The sequence below is a fragment of the Methylocystis sp. JAN1 genome (genome assembly GCF_052186135.1).
GTDB lineage: Bacteria > Pseudomonadota > Alphaproteobacteria > Rhizobiales > Beijerinckiaceae > Methylocystis.
The window spans coordinates 485,149-507,087 of record NZ_CP181499.1; the positions used below are offsets into that span (position 1 = coordinate 485,149).

19 protein-coding genes are annotated in these 21,939 nt (G+C 65.9%); 8 read left to right on the plus strand and 11 right to left on the minus strand.

The window, feature by feature from the left end:
- Window positions 1-159 precede the first annotated feature (159 nt).
- Window positions 160-1,416: a crotonyl-CoA carboxylase/reductase gene (ccrA, locus tag ACNHKD_RS02290; RefSeq protein WP_442755516.1), complete on the minus strand. Its 1,257-nt coding sequence runs from the start codon at window positions 1,414-1,416 to the stop codon at window positions 160-162.
- Window positions 1,417-1,668: 252 nt separating this feature from the next.
- Here ccrA and ACNHKD_RS02295 point away from each other — a divergent pair, with 252 nt between their 5' ends.
- The 4 genes from ACNHKD_RS02295 to ACNHKD_RS02310 all read left to right on the plus strand — a co-directional run bounded on the left by ACNHKD_RS02295 (window position 1,669) and on the right by ACNHKD_RS02310 (window position 7,251).
- Window positions 1,669-2,133: a DUF2267 domain-containing protein gene (locus ACNHKD_RS02295; protein ID WP_442755517.1), complete on the plus strand. Its 465-nt coding sequence runs from the start codon at window positions 1,669-1,671 to the stop codon at window positions 2,131-2,133.
- 114 nt (window positions 2,134-2,247) lie between these two features.
- Window positions 2,248-4,221, plus strand: a complete 1,974-nt coding sequence (locus tag ACNHKD_RS02300) for a protein meaA (protein ID WP_442755518.1) — start codon at window positions 2,248-2,250, stop codon at window positions 4,219-4,221.
- A 298-nt stretch (window positions 4,222-4,519) separates the two neighbouring features.
- Window positions 4,520-6,229, plus strand: a complete 1,710-nt coding sequence (locus ACNHKD_RS02305; RefSeq protein WP_442755519.1) for an OFA family MFS transporter — start codon at window positions 4,520-4,522, stop codon at window positions 6,227-6,229.
- 149 nt (window positions 6,230-6,378) lie between these two features.
- A complete protein-coding gene (locus ACNHKD_RS02310; protein ID WP_442756815.1) occupies window positions 6,379-7,251 on the plus strand; it encodes an undecaprenyl-diphosphate phosphatase in 873 nt (290 codons plus the stop codon).
- 107 nt (window positions 7,252-7,358) lie between these two features.
- Here the strand turns inward: ACNHKD_RS02310 and ACNHKD_RS02315 are convergent, their stop codons facing one another.
- From ACNHKD_RS02315 to ACNHKD_RS02330, 4 genes are all read right to left on the minus strand, one after another.
- Window positions 7,359-8,534 (minus strand): site-specific DNA-methyltransferase, encoded by a 1,176-nt coding sequence (locus ACNHKD_RS02315; protein WP_442755520.1) that lies wholly within the window; start codon window positions 8,532-8,534, stop codon window positions 7,359-7,361.
- A 144-nt stretch (window positions 8,535-8,678) separates the two neighbouring features.
- Window positions 8,679-9,281, minus strand: coding sequence for a ribonuclease HII (locus ACNHKD_RS02320; RefSeq protein WP_442755521.1), 603 nt, complete (start codon window positions 9,279-9,281; stop codon window positions 8,679-8,681).
- 104 nt (window positions 9,282-9,385) lie between these two features.
- Window positions 9,386-10,552: a PA0069 family radical SAM protein gene (locus ACNHKD_RS02325; RefSeq protein ID WP_442756816.1), complete on the minus strand. Its 1,167-nt coding sequence runs from the start codon at window positions 10,550-10,552 to the stop codon at window positions 9,386-9,388.
- A 302-nt stretch (window positions 10,553-10,854) separates the two neighbouring features.
- A complete protein-coding gene (locus ACNHKD_RS02330) occupies window positions 10,855-12,285 on the minus strand; it encodes a homospermidine synthase (RefSeq protein WP_442755522.1) in 1,431 nt (476 codons plus the stop codon).
- 188 nt (window positions 12,286-12,473) lie between these two features.
- Between ACNHKD_RS02330 and ACNHKD_RS02335 the strand changes: the two genes are divergently transcribed.
- Entirely contained in the window at window positions 12,474-13,463 is a 990-nt protein-coding gene (locus ACNHKD_RS02335; protein WP_442755523.1) for a CHAD domain-containing protein, read from the plus strand.
- 137 nt (window positions 13,464-13,600) lie between these two features.
- Here ACNHKD_RS02335 and ACNHKD_RS02340 read toward each other — a convergent pair whose 3' ends face one another.
- The 3 genes from ACNHKD_RS02340 to ACNHKD_RS02350 all read right to left on the minus strand — a co-directional run bounded on the left by ACNHKD_RS02340 (window position 13,601) and on the right by ACNHKD_RS02350 (window position 18,191).
- Window positions 13,601-17,074, minus strand: a complete 3,474-nt coding sequence (locus ACNHKD_RS02340; RefSeq protein ID WP_442755524.1) for an acyl-[ACP]--phospholipid O-acyltransferase — start codon at window positions 17,072-17,074, stop codon at window positions 13,601-13,603.
- Between the two features lie 102 nt (window positions 17,075-17,176).
- Window positions 17,177-17,452: a YiaA/YiaB family inner membrane protein gene (locus tag ACNHKD_RS02345; RefSeq protein WP_442755525.1), complete on the minus strand. Its 276-nt coding sequence runs from the start codon at window positions 17,450-17,452 to the stop codon at window positions 17,177-17,179.
- Window positions 17,453-17,498: 46 nt separating this feature from the next.
- Entirely contained in the window at window positions 17,499-18,191 is a 693-nt protein-coding gene (locus tag ACNHKD_RS02350) for a PspA/IM30 family protein (protein ID WP_442755526.1), read from the minus strand.
- 237 nt (window positions 18,192-18,428) lie between these two features.
- Here ACNHKD_RS02350 and ACNHKD_RS02355 point away from each other — a divergent pair, with 237 nt between their 5' ends.
- From ACNHKD_RS02355 to ACNHKD_RS02365, 3 genes are all read left to right on the plus strand, one after another.
- Window positions 18,429-19,052, plus strand: coding sequence for a TetR/AcrR family transcriptional regulator (locus ACNHKD_RS02355; protein WP_442755527.1), 624 nt, complete (start codon window positions 18,429-18,431; stop codon window positions 19,050-19,052).
- 37 nt (window positions 19,053-19,089) lie between these two features.
- The gene (locus ACNHKD_RS02360) at window positions 19,090-19,830 is read left to right on the plus strand and encodes a sulfite exporter TauE/SafE family protein (RefSeq protein ID WP_442755528.1); all 741 of its coding nucleotides are present in this window, start codon (window positions 19,090-19,092) and stop codon (window positions 19,828-19,830) included.
- Between the two features lie 109 nt (window positions 19,831-19,939).
- Window positions 19,940-20,269 carry a PilZ domain-containing protein gene (locus ACNHKD_RS02365; RefSeq protein ID WP_442755529.1) on the plus strand — a complete coding sequence of 110 codons (330 nt, stop codon included), beginning with the start codon at window positions 19,940-19,942 and terminating at the stop codon, window positions 20,267-20,269.
- Between the two features lie 111 nt (window positions 20,270-20,380).
- Here ACNHKD_RS02365 and ACNHKD_RS02370 read toward each other — a convergent pair whose 3' ends face one another.
- From ACNHKD_RS02370 to ACNHKD_RS02380, 3 genes are read right to left on the minus strand one after another with little or no spacing between them, the layout of a single operon-like run.
- Complete coding sequence (locus ACNHKD_RS02370) at window positions 20,381-20,965, minus strand: DsbE family thiol:disulfide interchange protein (RefSeq protein ID WP_442755530.1); 585 nt, start codon at window positions 20,963-20,965, stop codon at window positions 20,381-20,383.
- Entirely contained in the window at window positions 20,962-21,135 is a 174-nt protein-coding gene (gene ccmD / locus ACNHKD_RS02375; protein ID WP_442755531.1) for a heme exporter protein CcmD, read from the minus strand. The genes ACNHKD_RS02370 and ccmD overlap by 4 nt, the downstream gene beginning before the upstream one ends.
- Window positions 21,132-21,902 (minus strand): heme ABC transporter permease, encoded by a 771-nt coding sequence (locus ACNHKD_RS02380; RefSeq protein ID WP_442755532.1) that lies wholly within the window; start codon window positions 21,900-21,902, stop codon window positions 21,132-21,134. The genes ccmD and ACNHKD_RS02380 overlap by 4 nt, the downstream gene beginning before the upstream one ends.
- Window positions 21,903-21,939: the final 37 nt, after the last annotated feature.

Consider the following 21,939-nt stretch of genomic DNA (forward strand, 5'->3'; position numbering starts at 1 on the left):
GCCCGCACGATGCCGCATCATTCCTCCCCCACGAAGTGGCGGGGAGGGGCAGGGGTGGGGGGCGATGCGGCGCCACGATTGTTGGGAATTACCTGAAAAACAACAACGGCGCGCCAGTCTCCCGGCGCGCCGCCAATTCCGTCGAGCAAGCGAAGCCGCTCACTTCTTCTTGCCGTAGGCCTCGACCACGTCCTCGACCGTGTGCAGGCCGGGCTCGATGGCGTTGACCAGCACCGCCATATTGCCGGGCGCGTGCTCATTCTTCCACATCTTCATATGGGCGAGCGGGATCTTGTCCCAGGCGAAGACCTCGGACATGCAGGGATCGACGCGGCGGTCGATCACGAACTGGTTCGCGGCGGCGGCCTGCTTCAGATGCGCGAAATGCGAGCCCTGAATGCGCTTCTGGCGCATCCACACATAGCGGGCGTCGAAGGTGATGTTGAAGCCGGACGTGCCCGCGCAGAACACGATCATGCCGCCGCGCTTGGCCACCAGCGTCGAGACCGGGAAGGTCGCCTCGCCCGGATGCTCGAAGACGATGTCGACGTCCTTCTTGCCGGTGATGTCCCAGATCGCCTTGCCGAATTTGCGCGCTTCCTTGGACCACTCGACATATTCCGGCGAGTTGACCTTGGGGAGCTGGCCCCAGCACTTGAAATCCTTGCGGTTGATGACGCCCTTGGCGCCGAGCGACATGACGTAGTCGCGCTTGGATTCGTCGGAGATGACGCCGATGGCGTTGGCGCCCGAGGCCGCGCAGAGCTGCACGGCGAAGACGCCGAGGCCGCCTGAGGCGCCCCAGACCAGCACATTATGGCCGGGCTTCAGCTCATGCGGCTCATGGCCGAAGAGCATGCGATAGGCGGTGGCGAGGGTGAGCGTGTAGCAGGCCGCTTCTTCCCAGGAGAGATGCTTGGGGCGCGGCATGAGCTGGCGGTCCTGCGCGCGGCAGAACTGGGCGAAGGAGCCGTCCGGCGTCTCATAGCCCCAGATGCGCTGCGACGGCGAGAACATCGGATCGCCGCCATTGCACTCCTCGTCGTCTCCGTCATCCTGGTTGCAATGGATGATGACTTCGTCGCCGACCTTCCAGCGCTTCACCTTGGAGCCCACCGCCCAGACAATGCCCGAGGCGTCGGAGCCGGCGATGTGATAAGGGTTCTTATGGCCGTCGAGCGGGGAGATGGGTTCGCCGAGCGAGGCCCAGACGCCGTTATAATTGACGCCGGCGGCCATTACGAGGACGAGCACGTCATGGCTGTCGAGCTCCCAGGTCGGCAGGACCTCGAGCTGCATCGCCGTCTCCGGCGGGCCATGGCGCTCTTTCCGTATCGCCCAGGCGTACATGTTCTTGGGAACATGGCCGAGCGGCGGGATTTCGCCCAGCTCGTAAAGGTCTTTCTTCTCGCTCAAGGTAAGGCTCCCTCCATTCGGGCTCATGTGGCGATATCTAATCCGGCAGCGCTTATAATCGCCCGGCGCCCGGCGGCATAGGGTGAAAATTCCGAGGGGTCCGTAGGGCTTCGCCTATGATGAAGGGAAGACGACGGCGTTCCGGCGTCCGCGTTTCGAAGCGGGTTGCGCGCGAAACGGCGTCGATTGCAGCCGCCCGCCGCCCGCTTATCTGAGGAGACGGGGCGGCGGGCCGCAACAGGAGCCTCGGTCATGAGCGAAACACAGGTCGCGGCGCTCGACCATACGGTCCAGCTCGCCAATATCTGGCTCAAGAGACTGGCGGAGGAGGGGAGGCTCGGCGACCGGCCTCGCGCCTACGCCGCCCTGCGCGCCGTGCTCCACGCGCTGCGCGACAGGCTGACCCCGGAGCAGGCGGTCCATTTCGGCGCCCAGCTTCCCATGCTGTTGCGGGGGCTCTACTATGAGGGCTGGCATATGGCGGACACGCCGATGGCGGTCCGCAATGTCGAGGCCTTCGAGAACATGATCGACCGAGGCCTGCCGCCTGGCTTCCCGGTCGACGCGGCGACGGCGGCGCGGGCGGTCTTTGCGGTGATCTGGCGGGAGCTGGATTTCAACGAAACCGCCAAGGTCGTCTCGGACCTGCCTTTGCCGCTGCGGGAGCTGTGGCCGGAGGCGGCGCGGGATTTGGCGAAGGCGCGGTCGGGGGAGTGATCGGTCAGGCCTCGCCGTAAATTGGCGCCTTCCATGGGCGCGCGCGGGCGCGACCAAGCCGCAACTTGTCAAAACCTCCTTCTGTGCTATCGCAGCGCTTCGAGGAGGAGCCCGATGAACGACATGACCGCCCCGCGCCGAGACAAGCCCTGGATGTTCCGCACCTATGCGGGCCATTCGACCGCCGAGGCGTCCAACCGGCTCTATCGCTCCAACCTCGCCAAGGGCCAGACGGGTCTCTCCATCGCCTTCGACCTGCCGACCCAGACGGGCTATGACAGCGACCACATCCTCTCGCGCGGCGAGGTCGGCAAGGTCGGCGTTCCGGTCTCGCATCTGGGCGACATGCGCACGCTCTTCGACGGCATTCCGATCGCGGAGATGAACACGTCGATGACGATCAACGCCACCGCCGTGTGGCTGTTCGCGCTTTACATCGCCGCCGCCGAGGAGCAGGGCGCGCCGCGCATAAAACTGCAGGGCACGACGCAGAACGACATCATCAAGGAATATCTTTCGCGCGGCTCCTATGTCTTCCCCCCGGCGCAGTCGCTGCGGCTCACGCAGGACCTCATTCTCTTCACGACGAAGGAATGCCCGAAATTCAATCCGATGAACGTCTGCTCCTACCATTTGCAGGAAGCCGGCGCGACGCCGGCCCAGGAGCTCGCTTATGCGCTGGCGACGGCCGTGGCCATTCTCGACGGAGTCAAGAAAGCCGGCATGTCGGACGAGGATTTCGCGCAGGTCGTCGGCCGCATCTCGTTCTTCGTCAACGCCGGGATGCGCTTCGTCACCGAGCTTTGCAAGATGCGCGCTTTCGTCGAGCTGTGGGACGAGATCACGCGCGAGCGCTACGGCGTGACGGACGAGAAGTCGCGCCGGTTCCGTTACGGCGTGCAGGTCAATTCGCTGGGTCTCACCGAACAGCAGCCGGAAAACAACGTCTATCGCATTCTCATCGAGATGCTGGCCGTGGTGCTGTCGAAGAACGCCCGCGCCCGCGCCGTGCAGCTTCCCGCCTGGAACGAGGCGCTCGGCCTGCCGCGTCCTTTCGATCAGCAATGGTCGCTGCGCATGCAGCAGATCATGGCCTATGAGACGGATCTGCTCGAATATGGCGATATTTTCGACGGCAATCCGGAGATCGCGCGCAAGGTCGCGGAGCTTAAAAGCGAGGCCATGGCCGAGCTGAAGAAGATCGACGAGCTCGGCGGCGCGGCCGCCGCGGTCGAGATCGGCTATATGAAGTCGAGGCTCGTCGAATCGAACACCGCGCGCCTCGAAGCCATCGAAGCGGGCGAGCAGGTCGTCGTCGGCGTCAATAAGTTCACTTCCACCGAACCCTCGCCGCTGGCCTCGGGCGATGACGCGATCATGGTCGTGCCGGAGGGGGTCGAAGCCGATCAGATCGCCCGCCTCAAGGCCTGGCGCGAGAGCCGCGACAACAAGGCGGCCAGGGAAGCGGTCGAGGAGCTCGCCCGCGCCGCCAGGGAAGGCCGCAACATGGTCGAGCCCTCCATCGCCGCCGCCAAGGCCGGCGTGACGACCGGCGAATGGGGCAATGTGCTGCGCGGCATTTTCGGCGAATATCGCGCGCCGACGGGCGTCTCCTCGACGGCCCGCCAGGTCGGCGGCCAGCTCGACAAGGTGCGCGGCGAGGTGGAGCGCGTCTCCCACAAGATCGGCTCGCGCGCCAAGTTCCTCGTCGGCAAGCCGGGCCTCGACGGCCACTCCAACGGCGCCGAGCAGATCGCGGTGCGCGCGCGCGATGCGGGCTTCGACGTGATTTATGCGGGCATTCGTTCGACGCCCGCCGAGCTGGTCGAAACCGCGAAGAAGGAGGGCGTGCACTGCGTCGGCCTCTCCATCCTGTCGGGCTCGCATGTCACGCTCGCCCATGAAGTGATGCGGCTGATGAAGGAAGAGGGCGTCGCGGCCCCGCTCGTCGTCGGCGGCATCATCCCGCCGGCGGACGAAAAGCTGCTGCTCGAGGCCGGCGTCGCGGCGGTCTATACGCCGAAGAATTACGACCTCAACGTCATCATGACGGATCTCGCGCATATCATCGAGAAGAGCGCCGGCTGATCCCCTCTCCCGGCGCGCTCCCTGCGCGCGGGGAGAGGGTTAGGGAGAGGAGCGAAGCGACATCTACGCACGTCTCGCGCTGTGTCGCGGCGGCAGCGAGAGGTTTCTCGGCCCCTTGCCCCCCACCCGGACCCCTCGCCCCGCATGCGGGGCGAGGGAGCGAGTCCGCCGTCTCGACGCCGGAAAATCGCGGTCTCATTGATCAATCTTTTGCAGTGCGATATGCATGGACGGAGCAATCGCTTCCAGTCTTTGCATAGCGTCAATCGGCGCCATTAGCGTCGGGAAAGGTTGAGAGATGGACGTCGCCGTTGCGCCGCAACCGAGCTTCCTTTCCCGCGAACGGACGATCGCCTCCGGCTCATTCAATCGCTGGCTGGCTCCGCCGGCGGCGCTGGCGGTTCATCTTTGCATCGGGATGGCCTATGGCTTTTCGGTGTTCTGGCTGCCGCTGTCGCGCGTCGTCGGCGGCGCGGCTGCGAAGGACTGCCCGGCCGATATGGGCGTTCTGGCGCAGATCGTCGCCACGGACTGCGACTGGAAGATCAGCTGGCTCGGCTGGACCTTCACGCTGTTCTTCGTGCTGCTCGGCTCCTCGGCGGCGATCTTCGGCCACTGGCTCGAAACGGCGGGGCCCCGCAAGGCCGGCCTCGCCGCCGCCTGCTGCTGGTGCGGCGGCCTGCTGATCTCGGCGGCGGGCGTCTTTCTGCATCAGATCTGGATGATCTGGATCGGCTCCGGCGTCATTGGCGGCGTGGGCCTCGGCCTCGGCTACATCTCGCCGGTTTCGACGCTCATCAAATGGTTCCCGGACCGGCGCGGCCTCGCGACGGGGCTGGCCATTATGGGCTTTGGCGGCGGCGCCATGATCGGCGCGCCGCTCGCCGACTGGCTGATGGGCCATTTCGCGACGCCGGATTCGCCCGGCGTCTGGCAGACCTTCGTGGCGCTCGCCGCCATCTATTTCGTGTTCATGGTGAGCGGGGCGCTCGGCTATCGCGTGCCGCCGGAGGGCTGGGCCCCGGCCGGCTGGACGCCGCCGGCGCCCGCCGCCAACGCCATGGTGACGCATCGCCACGTCCATCTCGACCTCGCCTGGAAGACCCCGCAATTCTGGCTGCTCTGGGGCGTGCTCTGCCTCAATGTCTCGGCCGGCATCGGCGTGCTCGGCATGGCGTCGCCCATGTTGCAGGAAGTGTTCGGCGGGAGGCTGATCGGCCTCGACGTCGGCTATGATGCGCTGAGCGCGGATCAGCGGAAGGCGATCGCCGCCATCGCGGCGGGCTTCACGGGCCTTTTGAGCCTGTGCAACATTGGCGGTCGCATCGGCTGGGCCTCGGCCTCCGACGCTTTCGGCCGCAAGGGGACTTACGCGATCTTCTTCGTCGCGGGCTTCATCCTCTACGCCGCGGTCCCCTTCGCGGCGAAGGGCGGCGTCGTCTTCCTCTTCGTGCTGCTCTTCGCGGCGATCATCACCATGTATGGCGGCGGCTTCGCGACCATTCCCGCCTATCTCGCCGACATTTTCGGCACGCATTATGTCGGCGCGATCCATGGGCGGCTCTTGACCGCCTGGTCGACGGCGGGCGTGCTCGGCCCGGTGCTGGTGAACTACATCCGCGAATATCAGCTCGGGGCCGGCGCGCCGCGCGAGGCGGCCTATAACCAGACCATGTATGTGCTGGCGGGCCTGCTGCTCGCGGGCCTCGTCTGCAATCTTCTCGTCGGGCCGGTGGCCGAGAAATATTGCATGACCGACGAGGAAGCCGCAGCCGCGAAGAAGGTCAGCGTGGCGGCGGTGAAGCAGGAAGAGAAAGAGGCCCACGCCGATTTCGAGGATTTCGTCGAAGAGGGGCTGGAGCCCGAGGACGATCCCGCCCCCCTCGCGGCGGCGCGCGCTCCCGCGACCCTGTCGCCCGTGCTGATCCTCTCCTGGCTCGCCGTCGGAATCCCTCTCGCCTGGGGCGTCTCAATGACCGCCAGCAAGGCGCTGGCTTTGTTCAAATAAGCCGCCGGCGCGCAAGTTTCGCCCGCTGACGAGCGCGGAGGGTCACAGGCCGCGATTTCCCGACCTCGCCACATTTGCGCTCCATTAATCAAAAGTGCGCCATGGTAAATTCCAAGGCGCCGCGCGCGCAGCCTCCGACAGGGAATGACATGGCCTCGGCTTGCACCAATGGTCTCGATACGGGTTTCGTCGATCTCGGTTACATGAAGGTGGCGGCGCTCGGCGTAGTTCAAGGCATTTCCGAGCTTCTGCCGATCTCCTCGACCGCGCATATGCGCATCGTGCCGGCGCTGCTCGGCTGGAAGGATCCGGGCTCCGCCTTCTCCGCCGCCATGCAGCTCGCGGCGCTCGCCGCCGTGGTGAGCTATTTCTGGGGCGACATTCGCGCGCTCGCGATCGGCTCGCTTTCCGCCATCCGCCGGCGCGATTTCAACGACTGGACCTTCCGTTTCGTCTTCTGGATCGGGCTGGCGACGGTCCCCATCGGCCTTGCGGGCATCCTGCTCTCGCATACGCTCAACACCTGCGGCTCGCCTTTGCGCTCGCTGCCCGTCATCGGCATTTCCTGCATCGTGATGGCGGCGCTGCTCGCCATCGCCGAGCTTTATTGCAATCACAAGCGCACGCTCGACCATGTGAGCCTCAAGGACGCAATGATCGTCGGCTTCGCGCAGGTCGGCGCGCTCATTCCGGGCGTGTCGCGTTCGGGCTCGACGCTCACCGCCGCGCTCTTTCTCGATCTCAAGCGCGAGGAAGCCGCGCGCTTTTCCTTCCTGCTCGGCCTGCCGGCCATCGCGCTCGCGGGCCTGAAGGAGCTGTGGGAGCTGCACAAGGCGCATCTCGATTTCCACGGTTGGTCGGTTCTGTCGGTCGGCCTGTTCGTGGCGTCGGTCTCCGCCTTCGCGGCGATCTGGGGCCTCCTGCGCATTCTCGAGCGCTTCTCAGCCTGGCCCTTCGTCGTCTATCGCGCCTTTATCGGCGTGGTGCTGCTAGTGGGCTTTTACGCGGGATTCCTCGTCTAAAACAAAAGCGCGCGCCGTCATTGCGAGCGCAGCGAAGCAAATCCAGAGCGACATCGCGGACTCTGGACGCTTCGTCCGCTTGCGCGCCCATGCAATGACGGTTCTTCTCACTCCGCCGCTTCGCGCAGTCTTTCGCGAATCTGCCCGCGCAATTCATCGATCGGCGCGAGGCGGCCCTTCTCCTCGTAATGCCAGAAGGTCCAGCCGTTGCACGCGGGAAGCCCCTGCGCCAGCGCGCCGGTCTTGTGAATCGAACCCACGAAACCGGAAAGCGACAGGGTTCCGTCCGCCCGAACGATGGCGGTATGACGCCTCTTCGAATCGGTGAGCGCGGCGCCCGCCGCGAGAAGACCGGCTTCGACGAGACTCGCGAAAGCGATGCGCGGCTCGGCGCGTTTCGACGGCGCGACCGCTACCGCTTCTTCGGGCAGCGGCTCGATCGCGGCGATGCGCGCTTGCGCGGCTTCGGCGTAAGCGGCTTCGCGCTCGAGGCCGACATAGTCGCGGCGCAGGCGCTTCGCGACGGCGCCGGTCGTGCCCGTGCCGAAGAAGGGATCGAGCACCAGATCGCCGGCGTTCGACGCGGAAAGGAGAACGCGCGCGAGCAGCGTTTCGGGCTTTTGCGTCGGATGGGCCTTGCGGCCGTGCGAATCCTTCAGCCTTTCGGCGCCGGTGCAGATGGGCAGCAGCCAGTCGGAGCGCATCTGGCAATCTTCATTGCCGGCCTTCAGCGCTTCGTAATTGAAGGTGTAGCTTTTCGCCGAAGCGTCGCGCGCCGCCCAGATCATCGTCTCATGGGCGTTGGTGAAACGGCGTCCGCGAAAATTCGGCATCGGATTGTTCTTGCGCCAGACGATGTCGTTCAGGATCCAGAAGCCGATATCCTGCATGATCGCGCCGACGCGGAAGATGTTGTGATAGGAGCCGATGACGAAGATGGTCGCGGTCGGCTTCATCACGCGGCGCGCCGCCGAGAGCCAATCGCGCGTGAAGGCGTCATAGGCCGCGAAATCCGTGAACTTGTCCCAGTCGTCGTCGACCGCGTCGACGAGGCTTTGATCCGGGCGCGTGAGCTTGCTGGCGAGCTGGAGATTATAGGGCGGATCGGCGAAGACGAGATCGACGCTTTCCGCCGCCATGTTCTCCATCAGCGAGACGCAGTCGCCGAGAAGGATCGTGTTCCGCGCCGGCAGCGCGCGGAGCGGCCCTGCATTCGGAGACCCGGTACGCGTAACCTTTATCCGGGTTTGGGGGCGGGCCGCCCCGACGCGCGCGCTACTCATGAACTCAACACCGCAAACGCTACCAACACGTGCGATATTGCCGGAATGAGGTAAAAGCCGCGTATAGGCGCGAGGTTGTCGACCGTCTCTTTTTCGAACGGAAGTCTTAATGAAACAAAAAACTTAGCTGTAACGCGAGCGCCGTCACCCTTCGCGCAACGGCGAAAAACTCAAGCGATGGACGGGGGTCGGCCCGTTGACGCGCAGAGCGTCGAGATGCCGCCGCGCGGCATAGCCCACATTGGTTTCGAAGCCATAGTCGGGATAGATTGCGGAGAGTCGCCGCATCATCGCGTCGCGCGTAACTTTCGCGATGATGGACGCGGCCGAGATGGAGAGCGCCAGGGCGTCGCCCCTGATAATGGCGCGACAGGGACAGGAAAGCCGCGGCGGATCGGAGCCGTCGACGAGGACGAAGGCCGGCGCATGCGAAAGCGTGGAAACCGCGCGCGCCATGGCGGCGAGAGACGCCTGCCTGATGTTCATCGCGTCGATCTCCGCAGGCGTGACGAATGCGACGCTGACGGCGAGAGCGCGAGACATGATGTCGTCGAACGCCGCTTCGCGCTCCTTCTGCGTGAGCGCCTTTGAGTCGTTCAGGCCGCGCGGCAGGCGTTTCGGATCGAGAATCACCGCAGCCGCCGCGACGGGGCCCGCGAGCGGGCCGCGCCCGACTTCGTCGACGCCGGCGATCGGCCAGACGCCCTGTCGGCGCAGACGGCTTTCGAGACGAAAATCCGGACCCATGCTGAACCTTGATCAATTCGACGGCCGGGACGCCGCCCCAAATGTTTCTCGTGAACTTAACGACGCCTCGCCCGCGAGGTCGAGAAAAAACGTCGCGGGATTCGTCAGAACAGGCTGAGCTGCTGAGGCCCTCGTCGCGGCGGTTGGAAAAGATCGGTGCGCAGCTTCATCGACGATTGCGAGAAGCCGAGCTTCCTGGCGGCGATCTCGAAGCGCCGGCCGATCATCCAGGCATAGTGCCCGTCGCCCGTCATGCGCTTGCCGAATGCGGCGTCATATGTCTTGCCGCCGCGCGTCGAGCGCACGAGCGACAATGCGCGCCGCGCCTTGTCGGGAAAATTGGCGACGAGCCATTCGCTGAAGAGGTCCCGCAATTCGAGCGGCAGGCGCAGCATGACGTAGCCCGCCTCGCGCGCGCCGGCGGCGCGGGCGCGCGTCAAGATCGACTCGATCTCATCGTCATTGATCGCCGGAATGACGGGCGCCGTCATCACCGCGACGGGAACGCCTGCGGCGGCGAGCTTCTCCATGGCGTCAAGGCGCCGTGCGGGCGTCGCCGCGCGGGGCTCCATGATTCGGGCGAGCCGCGGATCGAGCGTGGTCACGGAAATGGCGACCTTGGCCAAGCCGTCTCGCGCCATGGGCGCCAGCAAATCGAGATCGCGCAGCACCAGCGCGGATTTGGTGACGATCGCCACGGGATGCCGCGCGCGCGCCAGCGTCTCCAGGACGGACCGCATCACGCGATGGCGCTTCTCCAAAGGCTGGTACGGATCGGTGTTCGTGCCGATCGCGATGACTTTGGGCGTATATTTCGGCGCGGACAATTCGCGTTCGAGAAGCTGCGCGGCGCCTTCCTTGACGAAGATTTCCGTCTCGAAATCGAGCCCCGGCGAAAGGCCCACATAAGCATGCGTCGGCCGCGCGAAACAATAGACGCAGCCATGTTCGCAGCCGCGATAAGGATTGATGGAGCGATCGAAACCCACGTCCGGCGAATCGTTTTTCGTAATGATCGACCGCGGCTTTTCGACATGGACGTTGGTCTTCAGCGCCTCGAGGCCGTCGAGCGAATCCCAGCCGTCGTCGATTTCCTCGCGGCTCTCTTTTTCATAGCGTCCGCTTCGCCGGGAGAGGGCGCCGCGCCCGCGCCGGCGTTCCGCGTCGATAAGCGGCCCCGGCATATGCGCATCTGTCGAGATTTCCGCGAGCCGACCCATGACCAACTCCAGCTTCCTCGATGGGAGGCCGGCGCCCGGCCGGCCTCCCATAGTCGCGCGCGCATCCATGCGAATGCGCTCAAGGGGACTTCCTGCGCCGCCCGGCTCGACCTGCCGATTGGAACAAGGCGCGAACAAGGGAACAGATAAAGAACATTTCACCCCGACGCAAGGGGGATGGAAGCGGCTTTGACGCCACGAGGATCAGAGCCCCTGGCTGGTCTGCGCGAACAGCGAGGCCGGGCAGGCGCTTCGGAAAGAGCCGGTTCGCGGCTTCCGGGACAAAAAGAAGGCGGCGCAGCGGCGCCGCCTCCAGGCTTTCCGTTGCGAGGCCGAGAATGCGAGATCCTTGGTCAACGCACGAGAATGTTCTTGAACTGCCAGGGATCGCTCTCGTCTATGTCCTCGGGGAAGAGGCCGGGGCGATCGGCCAAGGGCGTCCAGTCGGTGTAATAGCCTTTCACCGGGCCGAGATAGGGAAGCTGCACCTCGAGGCAGCGCTTGTAGTCGACTTCGTCGGCTTCGACGATGCCGGCTTCGGGATTTTCGAGCGCCCAGACCATGCCGGCGAGCGCCGCCGACGAGACCTGCAGGCCCGTCGCGTTCTGATAGGGCGCGAGGTCGCGCGTCTCCTCGATCGAGAGCTGCGAGCCGTACCAATAGGCGTTTCTGGCGTGGCCGAAGAGCAGCACGCCAAGCTCGTCAACGCCGTCCACGATCTCGTTCTCGTCGAGGATCTTCCAGCTCGGCTGCATCTTGCCGGCGGCGCCGAACAGTTCGTGCAGGCTCAGCACCGCGTCATTCGCCGGGTGATAGGCGTAATGGCAGGTCGGACGGTAGACGACCTTGTCGCCGTCGCGCACCGTGAAATAATCGGCGATCGAGATCGCCTCGTTATGCGTGACGAGGAAGCCATATTGCGCGCCCGGCGTCGGGCACCAGCTCCGCACGCGCGTATTGGCGCCGGGCGAGAGCAGATAGATCGCCGCGCCGCAGCCCGTCGCATGCGTGCGGCCGATGTCTGGCAGCGTCTTCTCATGCGTCCCCCAGCCGAGTTCCGCCGGCTGCATGCCTTCCGAGACGAAGCCCTCGACGGACCAGGTGTTGACGAAGACGTCTCTGGGCTTCGGATCGCGCGCGCGCTGCGTGTCGCGCTCGGCGATATGGACGCCCTTGACGCCGAGCTTCTGCGCGAGCGCGCCCCATTCGGCGCGGCTCGTCGGCTCCTTGTCGAAAACGCCCGTGTCCTTGGCGATGTCGACGAGCGCCTTCTTCACGAACCAGGAGACCATGCCCGGATTGGCGCCGACGCAGGAAACGGCGGTGGAGCCGCCCGGATTCTTGCGGCGCTCCTCGAGAATGGTCTCGCGCAGCGCATAATTGGTGCGGGCCTCGTTGCCCTTCTTCGTGTCGAAATAGAAGCCCGGCCAGGGCTCGACGACGGTGTCGACGTAAAGCGCCTTCAGCTCGCGGGCGAGCTGCATGATGGCGAGCGAAGAGACGTCGACCGAGAGATTGACGATGAAGCCCTGTCCGTCGCCCTTGGTCAGCAGCGGGGTGAGAACCTCGCGGTAATTCTCGGGGGTGAGCTTTTCCTTGAGGAAGGCGACGCCGCGCTCGTCGAGCAGGCGGCGATGTGAATCGACGGGGTCGATGACCGTGAAGCGCGCCTTGTCGAATTCGAAATGACGTTCGATCAGGGGCAAGATGCCGCGCCCGATGGAGCCGAAGCCGATCAGGACGATCGGGCCGGTGATTTTGCCATAGACGGGCCAGACGGACATGGAAACTCCTGTCTTGAGGGGTGAATGCTGCGCCGCGATAAAGCAGGGGCGGGCGTCTTAATCAAGTGCGGGAAAATGGCGCGCCCGGCCGGGCCTTGGCCGCGAACCTCCTCTCGCCCGGCGACCGCTCCGCCCTTGATTGTGACGGCAGGTTGAGGACAGTTGACGGTCTCAGCGAAAGGTTGATCATGGCGCGGCCGGTTCAGTCGTCATCCCCCGAAGGGGGCTCCCGCCCCCCTCCGAATGTCGCCGAGGCCGCCCCGCCTCCGGCTTCGGAAGCGCAAAAGGCGAAGTCCGTCAAACTGTCGCCGACCGACTCGGCGGAGGACGCCGCCGTCCGCGTTTTCTCTGCGGCGCTCGACCATTTCGAGGCCAATGTCCCGACTTTCCATGCCGCGCAGGCGTCCGAGAGCGTGCATCAGATGCGCGTCGGGCTTCGGCGGCTGCGGGCGGCGATCGGGCTTTTCAAGGACGCGCTGACCGGCTCCGCTCTCGACGCGGCGCGGGCGCGGGCCAAGGAGATCGCCGGCGTTCTCGGCGATGCGCGCAACTGGGACGTTTTCCACGATATGCTTGATGGCGGCCCCGCCCAGGCGCTCGCCGAAGAGCCGAGCTTCCACTCGCTTCTCGACGCGCTGGAGCTCAACCGCGCCAAGGCCTATCGCGCGGCCCGGGAGAAGATCGAGGATGCGGGGACGGAGGGCTTCCTCGCCGAGTTTCGAAAGGCGATCGCCGAACGCGACTGGACCGTCGCGCCGGGCATGGCCGAGGAGGGTTCGGCGAAGGATTTCGCCGCGGCCGCGCTGACGAAGCTGCGAAGGCGCGTGCTCAGGAAATCAAGGGGTCTCGCCGGGCGCGCGCCCGAGGAGCGCCACGAATTGCGGATCGCGTTGAAAAAAGCGCGCTACGGGGCGGAGTTTTTCGAAAGCCTCTTTCCCGACGCCGAACACGCCGAGACCTTCTCCGCGGCGCTCGCGAGGATGCAGGACGGGCTCGGCGTCTATAACGACATGGAGACGGCGAACGCCCTGCTGGACGGGATCGACGCGGAGAACGACGCTGCGCTGAAGGCCTCCGGCTTCGTGCGCGGCTGGTTCGCCCATGCGGCGCAGGCGGGCGCGGCTCATGCGAAGAAGAGCGAGAAGCGGTTGAGAAAGCTGAAGCCGTTTTGGGAGTGACCCCACAGGCCAACCATCGCGACGTCGGCTGCGCCGCGCGTTCCTCTCGCCTCCCGAGAAGCAGCGCCGCGACGGAGTTCACTCACGACCTTGCATCCCGGTTACTACGCCAAGCCATTATAGCGCTTCTTCTCCCTTCACGCCGAGACCGCCGCGCTCCCGTCGATCCGGCCCAGCACGCCGTTCGGCAGGCGCGGGCCGTTGGCCAGGTAGCGGTTGCGGTCGCGCACCATCCTGGTGACGCCCGCGAAGTCGAGCTTGCCGGAGCCGAGCAGCGGAATGTGCTCGACAGAGAGCACTTCGGCCGGGATCGACAGGTCGGAGGCGCCTTTCGATTTGGCGTAGGCCATGAAATCGGCGCGCGTCGCGTCCTTCTGCTGCGTGACGAGCACGATGCGTTCGCCCTTGCGCGGGTCGATCTCGGTCGCGCAGGCCGACAGCGCCTTGGGCCAGAGCTCGGCGGCGAGCTGCTCCACCGCCGCGAGCGAGACCATCTCGCCGCCGATCTTGGCGAAGCGCTTGGCGCGGCCCTTGATCGTGACGAAGCCTTCCGCGTCGATCGTGACGATGTCGCCCGTATCGTACCAACCATCTTCCGGGGCCTGCAGCACGCCGGGATTGTCCGCCTTCAGATAGCCCATCATCACATTCGGCCCGCGCACCAGAAGGCGGCCGCCTTCCTCGACGCCCGGCACTTTTTCGAGCTTGTAGTCGACGCCGGGCATCATACGGCCGACCGTGCCGAATTTGTTGAACATCGGCGTGTTGAGCGAGAGCACCGGCGCCGTCTCGGTGACGCCGTAGCCTTCGAGAATGCGAATGCCGAATTTCTCGCACCAGACGTCGCGCGTCGATTGCTTCACCGGCTCCGCGCCCGCGACGACATAGCGGATCGAACGGAAGTCGTAAGCATGCGCGCTCCGCGCATAGCCCGCAAGGAAGGTGTCCGTGCCGAAGAAGATCGTCGCGTTGGTTCCGTAGATCAGCTCCGGCACGATGCGGTAATGCAGCGGCGACGGATAGAAATAGACGGGCACGCCGGAGATGAGCGGCAGCATGAAGCCGATCGTCAGCCCGAAGCAGTGGAAGACCGGCAGCACGTTGAAGACCTTGTCCTGACGGCCGAAATCAATGCGCGCCGCCGCCTGCGCGGCGTTGGCGAGAAGATTGCGGTGCGAGAGCGCGACGCCTTTCGGCACGCCCTCCGAGCCCGACGTGAACAGCACTGTCGCCATGTCGTCCGCCTTGCGCGCGACGACGGGCTTCTTGAAGCGCAGCATGGCCTTGAGCTTGTCGAAGAGCGTGACGCCCGCGCGCATGTCTTCGAGATAGACGAGCGAGACTTTCTCCGACAGCGCCTCGGCGAGCTTGTCGAGCTTGCCCTTCTCGATGAAGGCGCGCGAGGTGAGGATCGTCTTCACCGCGGCGCCTTCGCAGCCGGCGAGAATATTGGTCGCGCCGGCGGTGAAGTTGATCATGGCCGGCACGCGCCCCGCCGACGACACGGCGAGGAACGTCACGCCCGCGGCGTTGGCGTTGGGCAGCATGATCCCGATCCGGTCGCCCGGCGCGCCGATCTTCGCGATCTTCTCGCCGAGAAGGCGGGCGCCGATAAGGATCTTGCGATAGGTGAGCTTGCCGGTCAGCGGGTCTTCGAGCGCGACGCGCGAGAAGCCGTGCCTGTCGGCGGCGCGCAAGGCGGCCTCGAAGACCGTCTCGTCGGTCCTGGTCGTGCGGAAGATCAGGTCGGACATGATCTGATAGAGGGCGGCGCCCGCCGCCATGCGGCGCGCCTTGCCCTTCAGCTCGTCGTCGACCGTGAGGCGCACGGGCTCCTGCACGGTGAGGGTGAATTTCGGGAACCAGCGGCGGCGCGCCTGTTCGCGGGTCAGGCGCGAGAACATGGTCGCCTCGGGGCCGTCGATCTTCACCGGAACGACGAAGGCGCCGGATTTCTCCGCGATAAGGCCCGCGCCGTCATAGACCTTCATCAGGCTGCCGGTGACGGTGAGGCGCCCCTCGGGGAAGATGACCAGCGGATCGCCCGCCTTCACGGCGTTGACCAGCGTGCGCGTGCCGAGCGGCTTTGACGGGTCGAGCGGAATGGCGCGGGTGAACCGAAGGAAGGGCCTCACCCACCAGCGCTGCGAAATGCCGTGGTCGATCGCGAAGACCGGGTCTCTCGGAAGGACGGAGAGGATCGCCGCCGCGTCGAGGAAGCTCACATGGTTGAGCGCGACGATCGGATTCGGCCCCGCCTTTTCGAAATTGTCGAGGCCCTTCACTTCGAGCCGGTAGAAGGCCCGAAAAATAATCGATAAAAGGTCGAGCATCGGGTTCTTCACGACGGCGTAGCGGATCCAGATGGCCGACAGGAGGGCGACGACGCCCATTCCGATGAAGAGCTGCGCCAGCGTCACGCCCTGCGCCTGCAGAAAGGCGACGCCGGCGCCGCCCGCCGCCATGAAGGCGGCGTTGTGGACGTTCACGGCCGCGACCGTGCGGGCGCGCTGCTCCGCCGGGCTCCGCGCCTGAATGGCGGCGAAGGAGGGGACGATCATCAGGCCGCCCGCAAGCGCGAGCAGAGCGAGATCGATCGAGGCGCGCAGAGCGCCGGGTTCATCGAAATAATGGGCGATGTCGCGTTCGGCCGCGTTCGGGTCGACGGCGCGCAGCAATTCCGCGACGCCGAGATCGATCGAGGCGAAGGCGATGACGACGGCGCCGATGGCGGCGGGCAGGAGCACGATGCGGCCCTTGAGCAGGAAGGCGGCAAGGCCCGACCCCGCGCCGATGGCGATGGCGAAAATGGCGAGATGCAGGGTGACGACGCTCTCCGCCCCATGCAGCGAATGGGTGACGAGCGGCGGCATCAGCGACATGGCGATGGAGCCGTAGAGCCAGAAGAGGCTCGTGACCGCCGTGAGCCTGCGCAGCTCGGGCGCGGCGCGCAGGGCCTTCAGCAGCTTGAAGGTCGAACGAAAGACGTTCCAGTCGATCTTGAGCTCCGGGGCGGCGCGCTGCGTCGAGGGGATGAACCAGGCGGCGACGTAGCTCGCAGCCGAGACGATCATGATCGCCGCCGCGAAAGCGTGCATGCCGAGCGACGAGCCTCGTTCCTGCATGGCGAGGCCGCCCGCGATCGTGCCCGCCAGAATGGCGATGAAGGTTGCGCTTTCGACGAGGGCGTTGCCGGCCGGCAGCTCCTCCTTCGTGAGATGATCGGGCAGAATGCCGTATTTGACGGGACCGAACAGCGCGCCGGTGATTCCGAAGCAGAGCAGCGCCGCAAAGAGCGTGGCGACGTCGGCGAAGTAGAAGCCGGCGGCCGAGAGTCCGGCGACGCCGATCTCGGCGAGGCTCAGGCGGCGCGCGATCACGGCCTTGTCGAATTTGTCCGCCATCTCGCCGGCGATCCCCGACAGGACGAAGAAAGGCGCGATGAAGATCGCCCCCGCGAGCGTGACGAGAGACGCGCCCTTTTCGCCGCCGATCTGGGCGAGGATCAGAAGAACGAGCGCGTTCTTGAGGAAATTATCGTTGAAGGCCGCGAAGAACTGGCGCCAGAAGAGGGGCGCGAAGCGGCGCGTGGCCAGAAGCGACTGCGACATGGCGGATGATCCGAAAGGCTGGGCCGACGACAATTGACCAAAGCTGATTAACGATCGGTCAAGGCCGCCGGCCTGTCGTTTACGAAATAGCGCATTCAAACCTTAAGCGACCTTGGACACGTCCATCAGGAGGCGTTCAGTCTTGGCGTCCTCGATGCGGTTCAGGAGCTTTTCCGCCTCGACATTGTCGCGGATGGTCTTGGTCAGGATGATGCAGGACTGGATCATCATCACCGTGCCCATGAAGAGAAAACCCTTCATCCAATGGTCGATGGGCATGACGAAGACGCCGCCCGCCACCATCGCGACCGAGAGGCCGAAGGAGACGTAGGAGAAGGCGACGAAAGCGGGAGAGTGCTTGATCGGTTGAGCGGTCATTTGAGCGAGTCCTTTTCGGTTTGACGATTGCGCGTCCGCCGTCGCGTCAGCGACCGCCGGCCTTCTCCTTCAGACGGGCCAGAACGTCCGAGGCGCGCGGCTTCACGGGCGGGCCGAAGCCGGCGTTCGCCAGCGTCTCGTTGAGGCTTTCGGCGCGAGGCTCGGCGTCGAGCGCGTCGAGCGCCGTTTCGGCCGCGCAGATTTCGGCCTGCCGCTCCCGCAGGCAGGCCAGCGTCGCCTCGGCCTCCGAGAGGGTCGACTGATAGCAGGGCGCCGCTTCGAGCCGCCCGCGCCGCGCGACGCGAACCGCTTCCGCCGCCCGCGCGACGCGGCGGCCCCTGTCAAGCTCCGCGAGCCGCGCCGCCTGATCGCGCACATGCCGTTCGAGCTTGGCGATTTCCGCGGAAAAGATGGCGCGCGCCTTCTCCGCCGCCTGCGCGTCGCCTTCGAGCGCCGCGATGTTGTCCGCGGCCTTTTCGGCGAGGTCCTCCCGCCCGGCCTGCAGCGCCGCGACCGCGCGCGTTTCGAGCTCCGCGATCTGTGCGCGGGTCGATTCGAGTTTGCGCCCTTCCGCCTTGTCCTGCGCGATGGCGAGGGCGAGGGCCTTCTTCGCGCGGTCGACGGAAAGCGCCGCATCGCGCATCTGCTGGTCGAGAAGGGACAGCGCATGGCGGTCGGCGAGGCGTTCCTCGGCTTCGAATGCGCGACCCCGAAGGAGGGTGACGACTGTCTTGAACATGGGTTTCTCCGCTTTTGAACATAGTTCACGTTCCAGGCTTACCCCAAAATTGAACGACGTTCAAGCTAGAAGTTGAACGGGGTTCGTGTTTATGGTCCGCCGCCGCGCCGCGCGGGAACAGCAAGGCTGCTCGGCGGTTTGAGCGGTGACGACGACTTCTTCGCCCCCGGCGGCCGCGGCCGACGCCCAAGTCTCGCCGCGACGCCGCGTCATGTAGGGGGCCCGAAAGGGAATGCGGTGACCGAAACGAGAACCGAGGCCGGCGCGCAGCGGCGGCTGAAATTGCGGGAGCGGCTGCTCGACGTCGCCCGGCAGTCGATTTCGACGCGGGGGCTTTCGGGGTTGAAAGCCCGCGATCTTGCTTCCGAAGCCGGTTGCGCGCTCGGCGCCATCTACACGGCCTTCGACGATCTCGACGAGTTGATCCTCCGGGTGAACGTCTCGACGCTGGAGCGGCTTGGACGGGCGCTCGACGCCGCGCTGGGGCAGGCCGACCCATCGGACGCGCTGCTGGCGCTCGCCCGCGCCTATCTCGATTTCGCCCGCCGGGAGGAGCCGAGCTGGCGCGCGCTCTTCGAGCACCGGCTCTCCGGCGGCGCGCCCGTGCCGAACTGGTACGCCGAGGCGCGCAACCAGCTCTTCGGCCGCCTGGAGGCGCCGCTCGCCGAGCTGCTGCCGCACCAGGACGCCGCCGCCCGCGCCCGTCTCGCCCGCACGCTGTTCTCGGCCGTGCATGGCGTCGTGGTGCTGGGCCTCGAAGAAAAGCTGGAGGCGACGCCCCCGGAACAGCTCGACGAACAGCTCGAGACGCTGGTGCGGCTCATCGCCTCCGGACTTGCGCGCGAAGCCCGCGCCCACTGAGGCTTGCCTCGCGCGCCGCGACCTGAGATAGGCGCGTATGGCTTACCTTCTGCTGTTCACGGTCGCGATCTGGGCGGGCGCGCAAAACGCGCTCGCCGGCGGCGGCTCCTTTCTCATCCTCCCGACGCTGATGTTCACCGGCATGGACGCGCTCGCCGCCAACATCACCTCATGCGTCGCCCTCTTTCCGGCGCAGGTCGCGACCGGCTGGACGGGGCGCAGCCACGCAAAGGGCGTCGGTCCGCTCAGTCTGCGCTGGCTCTTCGTCGTCAGCATCGTCGGCGGGGCGATCGGCGCGGCGATCCTGCTTGCGACGCCGCGCGGTTTCTTCGCGCGGCTCGTGCCCTGGCTGGTGCTCTTCGCGACGGGGCTCTTCGCCTGGGGCAGCTTCTTGCGCAAACCGGGCGAGACGCATGGCCATCTCTCTCCCGGCGGCGCGGGCTTCGTGCAGTTTCTCATCGCCACCTATGGCGGCTATTTCGGCGGCGGGGTGGGCTTCCTCATGGTGGCGGCGCTGACCATGGCGGGACAGGCGGTGCGAATCGCGAGCGCGACCAAAAATGTGCTCGCCGGCGTGATGAACGCCTCGGCCGTCGCCATCTTCCTGTTCTCGCCGGACCTTCACTGGCCGCAGGCGATCGTGACCGCAGCGGGGGCGACCATTGGCGGGGTCGCCGGCGCGCGGCTGATTCACGTCATCGACGAGAAGGTTCTGCGCCTCTTCATCATCGTCATCGGCTCGGCGCTGACCGTGGGCCTTTTCCTCAAAGCCCCCTGAAAAAAGCAATATTTCCGAAAGAGTAAGGGTCGCCGGTGAGAATTCGTCAATCCTTCTAACGATATCGTGCTCGCGCTCGAAACCAGCCCCCGCGCGAGACCCGAGACCCATGTACGCTCCGTTCACCGAGAGATCCCGGCATAAAGTCGCGGCCGCCGAAGACCGGCGCATGGCTCCGCGCCAGAAATCCTTCGCGGATGTCTGGGCGGACCCGGGCGGGATGGAGCCGGCCATTCCCTGCCGCGTCATCGACATTTCGACGACGGGCGCGAAAATCGACAGTCCCTATGGGGCGCTGCCTGATCGTTTCGTCCTCACCGTCGGGAATGCGCGTCACGTCGCCCAGGTTGTGTGGCGTCGGCAGTCGATGGCCGGCGTCGAGTTTCAGAAAGGCGTCAAGCCGCCGCGCGACGGCTCTAAGCTCAGCGACAAGCGTTGAGGCCAGCCAGACTAGCCTCCGCGATTGCGCAGGAGCGTCGGCGCCGGAGCCATCCGAGCCGCCTTGCGGCGATCGATCGCTTTCGCTTCGGCCCGATGGCGATGAGCGTTTCTACTTGCCCATCGCCTTTTCGATTTCAGGCAGCAGCGTGGCCGCGACTGCGGAAGGAGTCAGCGGCCCGATGAATTTATAGGCGATCGTCCCGTCTCCCTTCACCACAAAAGTCTCCGGGACGCCATAGACGCCGAAATCGATCGCCGTGCGACCGGCGGGGTCGACGCCGACGCGGTGGAAGGGATTGCCTTCCTCCTGCAGGAAGCCCAGCGCATTGGCCGCCTCATCCTTGTAGGAGAGCCCGTAAAGCTCGACGCCCGCCGCCTTGAGCCTCTCCTCCCGCGTCAGCGCCATCAGGATCGGATGCTCCTGCCGGCAGGGCGCGCACCAGCTCGCGAAGATATTCACAAGGCTGACATGGCCCTTGCGGAGATCCGCCGTGGCGAGGCCGGGCGTGTCCTTCAGCCCGGCGAGCGCCGGCAGATCGAATTGCGGCGCGGGCTTGCCGATCAGCGCCGAGGGGATGCGCGAGGCGTCGCCCGCGAAGAGGCGCGCAAGAAAGAGCGCCGCAAGCAGCCCGAAAAGGACGAGCGGAAGGAAGCGCAGCGGCGAGCGTGGCGCGTCGGTTACGGGTTCGCTCACGCCGCGCCTCCGCCTTCCGCTTGGCCCGCCTCGCGCCGGCCCTTCGCGCCGAAGCGGGAAAGCTCCGTTTTCAGGCGCCGATAGTCGAGAATGATGCGCGCCGCCACGCCGCCGATCGTGAGAAAGGCGACCGCATAGGCGAGCGCCACGAAAGTCCCGTGTTCGTTCATTGCGCGGCCTCGAGGGAAGAAGCGTCGCCTTCGTCGCGCGCGGCCTCCTGCAGCGCCTGGAGCGACAGGCGGGCGAGGCGGCGGCGCAGGATCTCGTTGCGGATCGCCATGAAATGCAGGGTCAGGAACAGCAGCGTCGCGGCCAGCGCCATGACGAGCAGCGGCCAGAGCATGGAGCCGGAGATGGCCGGTCCTCCGATGCGAAACACCGAGGCAGGCTGATGCAGCGTATTCCACCAGTCGACCGAATATTTGATGATCGGAATGTCGATCGCGCCGACGAGCGTCATGATGGACGCGATACGCGCCCCGCGCGGCGTGTCGTCCATCGTCTGCCGCACGGCGATGAGGCCGAGATAGAGCAGGAACAGAACCAGCATCGAGGTGAGACGCGCGTCCCACACCCAATAGGTCCCCCACATGGGCTTGCCCCAGAGCGAGCCGGTGACGAGGCAGACAAAGGTGAAGGCGGCGCCGAGCGAGGCGGCGGTCTTCTGCGCGGCGTCGGCGAGCGGGTGCTTCCAGACCAGCACGCCGAGCGAGGCCGAGGCCGTCACGATATAGGCGAACAGGGCGATCCATGCCGAAGGCACGTGGACATACATGATCCGCACCGTCTCGCCCTGCTGATAGTCGGGCGGGGCGGCGAAGGCGCCGTAGAGCCCGACCGCAAGAAGCATCAGCGTGAGGCCCGAGAGCCACGGCAGGACGATCCGCGCGAAATTGAGGAAACGCGTCGGATTGGCGTAGTCGAGGATATTCGGCATCTATCGACCCTAAACGAAAGCGGACGCCGCTTTCCCG

Coding starts and splice junctions, on each gene's coding strand:
- ACNHKD_RS02345 (WP_442755525.1), bottom strand. CDS start 17,452: ATGACCGCTCAACCGATCAAGCACTCTCCCGCTTTCGTCGCCTTCTCC.
- ACNHKD_RS02310 (WP_442756815.1), top strand. CDS start 6,379: ATGGCCTCGGCTTGCACCAATGGTCTCGATACGGGTTTCGTCGATCTC.
- ACNHKD_RS02305 (WP_442755519.1), top strand. CDS start 4,520: ATGGACGTCGCCGTTGCGCCGCAACCGAGCTTCCTTTCCCGCGAACGG.
- ACNHKD_RS02295 (WP_442755517.1), top strand. CDS start 1,669: ATGAGCGAAACACAGGTCGCGGCGCTCGACCATACGGTCCAGCTCGCC.
- ACNHKD_RS02340 (WP_442755524.1), bottom strand. CDS start 17,074: ATGTCGCAGTCGCTTCTGGCCACGCGCCGCTTCGCGCCCCTCTTCTGG.
- ACNHKD_RS02365 (WP_442755529.1), top strand. CDS start 19,940: ATGTACGCTCCGTTCACCGAGAGATCCCGGCATAAAGTCGCGGCCGCC.
- ACNHKD_RS02380 (WP_442755532.1), bottom strand. CDS start 21,902: ATGCCGAATATCCTCGACTACGCCAATCCGACGCGTTTCCTCAATTTC.
- ACNHKD_RS02325 (WP_442756816.1), bottom strand. CDS start 10,552: ATGGGAGGCCGGCCGGGCGCCGGCCTCCCATCGAGGAAGCTGGAGTTG.
- ACNHKD_RS02360 (WP_442755528.1), top strand. CDS start 19,090: ATGGCTTACCTTCTGCTGTTCACGGTCGCGATCTGGGCGGGCGCGCAA.
- ACNHKD_RS02350 (WP_442755526.1), bottom strand. CDS start 18,191: ATGTTCAAGACAGTCGTCACCCTCCTTCGGGGTCGCGCATTCGAAGCC.
- ccmD (WP_442755531.1), bottom strand. CDS start 21,135: ATGAACGAACACGGGACTTTCGTGGCGCTCGCCTATGCGGTCGCCTTT.
- ACNHKD_RS02320 (WP_442755521.1), bottom strand. CDS start 9,281: ATGGGTCCGGATTTTCGTCTCGAAAGCCGTCTGCGCCGACAGGGCGTC.
- ACNHKD_RS02315 (WP_442755520.1), bottom strand. CDS start 8,534: ATGAGTAGCGCGCGCGTCGGGGCGGCCCGCCCCCAAACCCGGATAAAG.
- ACNHKD_RS02335 (WP_442755523.1), top strand. CDS start 12,474: ATGGCGCGGCCGGTTCAGTCGTCATCCCCCGAAGGGGGCTCCCGCCCC.
- ACNHKD_RS02330 (WP_442755522.1), bottom strand. CDS start 12,285: ATGTCCGTCTGGCCCGTCTATGGCAAAATCACCGGCCCGATCGTCCTG.
- ACNHKD_RS02300 (WP_442755518.1), top strand. CDS start 2,248: ATGAACGACATGACCGCCCCGCGCCGAGACAAGCCCTGGATGTTCCGC.